The sequence below is a fragment of the Enterobacter sp. WCHEn045836 genome, from assembly GCF_003965585.1.
Classification (GTDB): domain Bacteria; phylum Pseudomonadota; class Gammaproteobacteria; order Enterobacterales; family Enterobacteriaceae; genus Enterobacter; species Enterobacter dissolvens.
Map to the genome: position 1 here is coordinate 1 of NZ_RXPT01000039.1, position 5279 is coordinate 5279.

The window sequence follows — 5279 nt, forward strand, 5'->3', positions numbered from 1 at the left end:
GTTCGGAAAAACTGCCGGGTGGCGGCTTCGCCTTACCCGTCCTACGGGACTGTAGGCCCGGTAAGCGCTGTCTTATCTTTCGACTGGCGCAAAGACCCCTGACGCTTACGGCAGCCTGGCTATCACCTTAATCTCAAACTGGAATCCGTACAGCCACGTTACGCCGATCCCGGTCAGCGTTGGGTAAGGTGCCTCCCCCCAATACTCTGGCAGGATACTCCAGATAGCATCGAGGTTTGACTCGGGATCGACGACATAAAGGGTAACGTCAACCACGTCATCGAACGTACAGCCCGCAGCCGCGAGGACAGCATGAAGATTGTCGAATGCCAGCCTGACCTGCGCTTTCAGATCGGGCTCAGGCGAACCATCCTCCCGGCTACCAACCTGCCCCGAAACAAACAGGAAGCCGTTAGATTTGATGGCAGGTGAATAGCGATTGCGCTCATAGAGCGCCTGGCGTCCTGAGGGAAAAACGGCTTCGCGTGTTGTCATATTTACACCTTTGCAATGGGGCGAAATCTGCCCAATGAACTTAAAGACACTTTACAGGTGCTGGCCCGAACGGATAAACAAGCGACTTTGTTCATCATTGTTTGTAATATCCAAACAATCGGTGAAAAGAGAGGATAAGGAATGGATCGTTTCGATGCGATGCGCGCCTTTGCTCGCGTGGTGGAGGCTGGTAGCTTCACGAAGGCTGCACAAACGCTTCATATGAGCAAAACCACGGTGACGCAACTCATTCAGCAACTGGAAGCGCGCCTGCGCGTCAGATTGCTCCATCGCACCACCCGCAAGCTCAGCGTCACTCCTGAGGGCGCAGTCTACTATGAGCGTGTCATCCGCCTGCTGGCAGACATGGAAGATGCTGAGAACAGCCTGTCCAGTGCGGCAATTACGCCCAGGGGACGGCTACGTGTGGACGTGCCCAGTCCGCTGGCCCGCCTCATCCTGGTGCCGGCGCTACCGGCGTTCCACGCACGCTACCCTGACATTCAGTTCGACATGGGCGTGAGCGACCGGGTGGTGGACCTGATTGGCGACAACGTGGATTGCGTGCTGCGCGGCGGTGCAATCCATGACCAGTCCCTGATTGCTCGCCATGTCGGTGATTTGCAAATCGGCGTCTACGCCGCTCCCGGTTATGTGGAACGCCTTGGTACCCCTGCGCATCCGCGAGAGCTGGAAAACACCGACCATCGCATCGTGGGATTCTTGTCCTCACGCACCGGTAAGATTGATCCTCTGGTACTGCGCAGTGAGAGTGAACGTATTGAAATCACGGGCAGCTATGTACTCGCCGTGGATGATGGCAATGCTTACCTCGAAGCCGGGTTAGCCGGGTTAGGCGTGATTGCGCTGCCAGTCTATATGGCGGCAGCGCATCAGGCTCGTGGTGCCTTGATTCCGCTATTTGAACACTGGCGTCTTGCTCCAATGCCCCTGTACCTGGCATTTCCGCCGAACCGCCATGTCAACGCCAGACTGCGCGTATTTATTGATTGGATCGTTGAATTGATGCAGCAGCATGTCCCCAACGTCAACCGAAAGGGAATTCTGATTTAGCTCGTTTATTCGCTAGTTACTGGCTAAGGCGATCCCGGTCAGAGGAACTAAATTTGAAAAGCCTGCTTTTGAAGCAGGCTTTTTGCTTTTGCGCCCTACAGCACAAACTCATAATGCGAACCATCCGGTAACTCAACGTCAAGTGTAAGCTTTCCACCCGCAGCCTCAACGTAGCGCTTGAGTGAAGAGAGTTTAAGATCGCGCCCGGGCTTTTCCATGACCGCGACGGTAGGCTGTCGGATACCCAGCGCCTGCGCCATTTCAACCTGCGTTTTTTGCACCTTTTCACGTAGCTCTGCCAGATGGATGTTAAGCAAAATGTCGGCAGCCATTGCCTGAGCGCTGGCAACAACATCCGATTTTTCATCCGCTATAAGCTGCTCAAGGTTTCTGCCCATCGCGTAACGTCCTCTCTTTTAATGTATTCAACCAGTGAGTGAATTCCCGGTCGGCCACCAGAAGCATCTCATCGTAAAAGCGTCTTTCGTTGCCGACCTTATTGCCGGCACAGAGCACAATGCCGGTACGGTTTGGGTCAAACGCGAAAAATGCCCGCAACGGATCGCCCTTACTCTGAATGCGCAACTCTTTCATGTTGCTGTGACGAGAGCCTCTAAGCGTATCGGCATAGGGCCTCGACAAAGCAGGCCCCTTTTCTCGCAAAACAAGCAGTGCTGCCAGCACGCTGGCCCGATCAGTATCGTCAAGTGAACGAAACCAGCAATCGAACCTGTCCGTCGTGTTAATTGTCCACACACTCCCTCCATAAAATATAGATCACAAACTATATAGCCGTAAAGCTATAGCAGCGATTATCCTGAGAGAATGAGCATTATTCTTGTGTTGTTACGCGAAAGCTGAAGACGCGCAGGAGTATTTCGGTGAATCACCCGTCAGGTGCTCACCGCATTGCGAGCAGTATCGTAAAAAAGAGTTCAGGACTACGTTAACTGCCGCCAGGCCGCCACTTCCTCATCCAGCCATTCGACGAAATGGGGCACCTCTGGCTTTGCCTCTGTTAACGTCGATGTCACTAGCCAGTAAGGCCAGGGGTATGGCGCGGTGATGGAGGTTAACTGAACCAACTCGCCTCGGGTGATGGCATCCTGAACCAGAGACCGGCGCTCCAGCGCGATACCTTTCCCGAGCCCCGCATTCACGCACCACGTCTTCAGACGCTGGGCTTTATCCTCGTCGCCGCTGAGAAAGCCGTGCAAAATGTGTATGAACACCACCAGCGCCCGCTGGAGAAACAGCACGCTTCATGGATCGAACGCATTACAATCCAGCTTCTGGCGGCCTGCAGGGAATGGAATACCTTGCTGGAGAAGCGCCCGACCACCACTGTTCCCGATCAGGTTGCCGTCACCAGTACGGTGGTCTGGACGTTTATTCAATAGATGATCCCACACGTTGTCAGCGCAGCGCTACCGGGCAAGCCAGCAGCTATATTTGATAATCAATCGCCACTTCTTCTGGCTCCATCACCTGGCGTTTGATTTCGTCAACGGACAGCCCGGCGTTGCAGAGTTCGATAAAGCGCCACACATAGTTGCGCTGGAGCTGTCCACGCTTGAGGCCGAGCCATACGGTATTCGCATCAAACAGATGACGCGTATCCAGGCGCACCAGGTTCCCGGCTTCGCGCTCGCCGCCGGACTGTTCCGCCACCAGGCCAATTCCCAGCCCCAGCTCGACGTAGGTTTTGATCACATCGGAATCCTGCGCGCTGAGCACTACATCTGGCGTTAAGCCTTTGCGGTTGAACGCCTCATCGATACGCGATCGCCCGGTAATGCCCTGGCGGTAGGTAATCAGCGGCCATTTTGCAATCTCTTCCAGCGTCAGGGGAGAGGCCTGATTCAGGGGGTGATCGACAGGGAGGAGTAAGCTGTGGTGCCAGCGGAACCAGGGGAAAGCCACCAGCAGCGGGTCGTTGCTCAGGCGCTCACTGGCGATACCGATATCTGCCCCACCGTTTTGCAGCAGAACTTCAATTTCCTGTGGCGTGCCCTGAATAAGCTCCAGACGCACCTCCGGGAAGAGTTCGCGGAAGGCTTTAATCACTGGCGGCAGGCTGTAGCGGGCCTGGGTGTGGGTGGTGGCGATGGTGAGCACGCCGGAGGCGTCATTGGTAAAGAGATCCGCCAGGCGGCGGACATTGCTGGCCTCGTTGAGGATCCGCTCAGCGATGGTCAGCAATGCTTTACCTGGCTCCGTCATGCCAAGCAGACGCTTGCCGCGACGGATAAAAATCTCAATGCCAAGCTCCTCTTCCAGCTCGCGAATATGGCGGCTGACGCCCGACTGGGAGGTATATAGCATATTGGCGACTTCGGTCAGGTTGTAGTCCCGCCTGGCCGCCTCACGGATAATTTTAAGTTGCTGGAAATTCACGATTCACTCCGGCGCATCTGACATAGCTCTATTGTTAGAGTCAGCTGAGCTGCAGAACAAATAATAAAAACCAGCATCTTATGCTTTTATGGAATATTAACTCACGAGCTGCAGTTCTCGATTCTCCAGCGATGGCTTACTGACCAGCGACATCAAAATTTCTTTCACCGCCTGCGCCTGTGGCGACAGCGAGCCGCGGGCGGACATGTTCAGAGACAGCGGCAGGCTCATCGAAGGCGTGGTGATGCGTGCCATCCAGCCATTTGCTGCGCTGCAGAGCGAGCGCGCGGCGGATTCCGGCAGCACCGTGACGCCCATCCCGCTGGCAATCGCCGCGGTCAGCGTGGAGATGGAGTCAATTTCACCGATGATTTTTGCCGTCAGGCGGCGCAGGGAAAACGCTTCATCCACCCGCACCCGCACCGCGCTGTAATCACGCGGGAGGAAGAGATTCATCTCGGCAACGGCGGTGAGATCAACGCTCTGCCCCGGACAGTCGCGGGTACCCACGAGATACAGATCTTCTTTCAGCAGCGGCTGGCTGGTGATCCCGGCAACCGGAGAACGATCGTAAAGTACCGCCATATCCAGCTGGCCATTGAGCAGTTTGTCATTCAGGACAGAGCCGCTGTTCTCGTGCAGATAAACCAGCACTTCAGGCAGTTCCGCGCGCACTGCCTGCAGCAGTGGCATCGTGATTGAGGACGCTGCGGTCCCCGGCGCCAGCCCGATGGAAACGTGTCCGCTCAGCGTCTGGCCAACATTATGCACCGCCAGCTGCGCCTGTTCGCACTGGCGAAGAATGGTGCGCGCGTGGGTATACAGGATCTTGCCTGCTTCCGTTGGGGTCACGCCGCGTTTGGTACGGATCAACAGCTGCTGATCCATTTCGCCTTCCAGAGTAGCCACCTGCTGGCTCAGCGCAGGCTGCGCGATATGCAGCACTTCCGCCGCTTGAGTCAGGCTGCCGATATCGACGATTTTTACGAAGTATTTCAGTCGTCTTAAGTTCATTTTGCCCCCTGTTCGAAATGCTGTGCCGGTACTGGCTGTTGTTGTTGAACAGGTTTTGCAATATGAATGCCAGTTTTACCAGCAGGTCAGATTTGTTTGCTAAGCGCCTGAAAATAAGGAAACCTAATCATAGACGCTGGTTTTATTACTGAAACAGCGGTTTATGATCTGCCCCATAAGAGGTATATCCGCACCACAACGGTGCATTACGTTGGCAAAATCGCCACTTTGCTGAAATTGTCAGCAAACAGATGCAAAGCGTGGTTTCACCCTTTGACAAGGCGTACGCAGGTCGCTAC

General features: G+C 55.2%; 6 protein-coding genes and 2 pseudogenes. 2 read left to right on the forward strand and 6 right to left on the reverse strand.

Translation table 11 applies throughout. From position 1 onward, the window contains the following. Window positions 1–105 precede the first annotated feature (105 nt). Window positions 106–495, reverse strand: a complete 390-nt coding sequence (locus tag EKN38_RS25555; protein WP_014832566.1) for a RidA family protein — start codon at window positions 493–495, stop codon at window positions 106–108. A gap of 141 nt (window positions 496–636) precedes the next feature. On the opposite strand from EKN38_RS25555, the gene EKN38_RS25560 reads away from it, so the two are divergent. Then, window positions 637–1569 carry a LysR family transcriptional regulator gene (locus EKN38_RS25560; RefSeq protein ID WP_014832567.1) on the forward strand — a complete coding sequence of 311 codons (933 nt, stop codon included), beginning with the start codon at window positions 637–639 and terminating at the stop codon, window positions 1567–1569. 95 nt (window positions 1570–1664) lie between these two features. Here the strand turns inward: EKN38_RS25560 and EKN38_RS25565 are convergent, their stop codons facing one another. The 3 genes and pseudogenes from EKN38_RS25565 to EKN38_RS25575 form a co-directional block, all read right to left on the reverse strand. After that, window positions 1665–1967, reverse strand: coding sequence for an XRE family transcriptional regulator (locus tag EKN38_RS25565; RefSeq protein WP_014832568.1), 303 nt, complete (start codon window positions 1965–1967; stop codon window positions 1665–1667). Beyond that, entirely contained in the window at window positions 1951–2325 is a 375-nt protein-coding gene (locus tag EKN38_RS25570; RefSeq protein WP_014832569.1) for a type II toxin-antitoxin system RelE/ParE family toxin, read from the reverse strand. The genes EKN38_RS25565 and EKN38_RS25570 overlap by 17 nt, the downstream gene beginning before the upstream one ends. Window positions 2326–2510: 185 nt before the next feature. Beyond that, window positions 2511–2741 (reverse strand): annotated as a pseudogene (locus EKN38_RS25575) (transcriptional regulator); the annotation flags it as partial. Between EKN38_RS25575 and EKN38_RS25580 the strand changes: the two are divergent. Then, window positions 2730–2966, forward strand: a pseudogene (locus EKN38_RS25580) (glutathione S-transferase); the annotation flags it as partial. The pseudogenes EKN38_RS25575 and EKN38_RS25580 sit on opposite strands and share 12 nt — an antisense overlap. 49 nt (window positions 2967–3015) lie before the next feature. On the opposite strand, the gene cbl reads toward EKN38_RS25580, so the two are convergent. Continuing rightward, on the reverse strand, window positions 3016–3966 hold the full coding sequence (gene cbl, locus EKN38_RS25585) for an HTH-type transcriptional regulator Cbl (RefSeq protein WP_014832572.1): 951 nt from the start codon (window positions 3964–3966) through the stop codon (window positions 3016–3018). A gap of 96 nt (window positions 3967–4062) precedes the next feature. Beyond that, window positions 4063–4980: a nitrogen assimilation transcriptional regulator NAC gene (gene nac / locus EKN38_RS25590; RefSeq protein ID WP_014832573.1), complete on the reverse strand. Its 918-nt coding sequence runs from the start codon at window positions 4978–4980 to the stop codon at window positions 4063–4065. Window positions 4981–5279 lie beyond the last annotated feature (299 nt).

Coding starts and splice junctions, on each gene's coding strand:
- nac (WP_014832573.1), bottom strand. CDS start 4,980: ATGAACTTAAGACGACTGAAATACTTCGTAAAAATCGTCGATATCGGC.
- EKN38_RS25560 (WP_014832567.1), top strand. CDS start 637: ATGGATCGTTTCGATGCGATGCGCGCCTTTGCTCGCGTGGTGGAGGCT.
- EKN38_RS25565 (WP_014832568.1), bottom strand. CDS start 1,967: ATGGGCAGAAACCTTGAGCAGCTTATAGCGGATGAAAAATCGGATGTT.
- EKN38_RS25555 (WP_014832566.1), bottom strand. CDS start 495: ATGACAACACGCGAAGCCGTTTTTCCCTCAGGACGCCAGGCGCTCTAT.